Raw genomic sequence first — 1,465 nt, forward strand, 5'->3', positions numbered from 1 at the left:
TAGGGCTTGCTGGATAAGTGCAGAAAGGTTACACGGCGCGGTTATACGATCACGCGATCAAGAGTAAAGTGCAAGATAAACAGGTAAAATAGGTCAAAACCCGTGCATCACCACCTGCGATCGTGTACAGAAAAGCTGAGCTTGCCCCAAGCCCCTCATCCGAGTTTGAACTGCCCTTCGGAGGAAGGTTGTCAGCAGACAACCGTTGGGTAAAAATGGCTCAACTAATCCCGTGGTCAGAATTTGAGTCAGAATATGCCCAAAACTTCCCCACCGAAAAGGGGGCACCAGCCAAATCATGGAGGATGGCATTGGGGGCATTAATTATTAAAGAAAAATTAGGGATTAGCGATCGGGAAACAGTAGAACAGATCAGGGAAAACCCATATCTACAATACTTCATCGGTCAATCAAGCTACAGCAACGAACTACCATTTGACCCATCCTTATTAGTGCACTTTCGCCAAAGAATTAGTCCCAACCTAATTAATAAAGTGAACGAACGCATGGTCGAAAAAATGCGAGAAATTACCCCAATCCAACCCGAAAAAAAAAAGGATTCGGACGCCAAGAATGAGTCAACCAATCGCGGCAAACTAATCGTAGATGCAACCTGCGCTCCCGCCGACATTACCTATCCGACCGACTTAGGACTATTAAACAGAGCCAGAGTTCATACAGAAAAAATCCTAGACATCCTGTATAAACAAATTAAAGAAAAAATCCATAAAAAACCAAGAACCTACCGTAATCTAGCAAGAAAAGACTACTTAGCAGTAGCGAAACAAAGACGACCCACGCGCAACAAAAGAAGACAGGCAATTAAAAAACAACTGCAATATATCAAAAGAAACAATTCTCATATTGAACAGCTAATTGATGCGGGTGCGAGCCTAGAAGGTCTGAATAGAAAGCAATATAAAACCTTGCTAGTCCTCACAGAAGTCGCTCGCCAACAACAGTGGTTATGTGACAACGATAAACAGAGTATTGAGGATAGAATAGTAAGTTTAAGCCAACCCCACATTCGTCCCATAGTCAGAGGAAAAGCCGGAAAAAGCGTAGAGTTTGGAGCTAAACTATCAGCCAGTTGTTTTGAAGGATATGTATTTTTAGACCGGATGAGCTGGGATAATTTTAACGAATCCGGGGACTTAAAAGCCCAAGTAGAAGCCTATCATAGGTTCACAGGATATTATCCAGAGTCCGTTCATGCAGATCGCATTTACCGAAATCGGGAAAACCGAGCATGGTGTAAAGAAAAAGGAATTAGGCTCAGTGGGCCGCCCCTAGGAAGACCAAGAGCAAATGTGAGTAAATCAAAAAAAAAGCAAGCTTTAGAAGATGAAAGAATTAGAAATGCGATCGAGGGCAAATTTGGGCAAGGAAAACGAAGATTCGGTCTGAACCCTTGTGATGGCAAAACTTGATAATACATCTGGTACAGTTATTGCAATTACTTTTT

Annotated in this window: 1 pseudogene; it reads left to right on the forward strand. The window is 42.5% G+C overall.

The annotated features are described in order from the left end of the window. Window positions 1–122 precede the first annotated feature (122 nt). Window positions 123–1,465: pseudogene (locus QUA04_RS29635) on the forward strand (IS5 family transposase); the annotation flags it as partial.

The organism is Microcoleus sp. S13_C5, assembly GCF_036700845.1.
Classification (GTDB): domain Bacteria; phylum Cyanobacteriota; class Cyanobacteriia; order Cyanobacteriales; family Microcoleaceae; genus Microcoleus.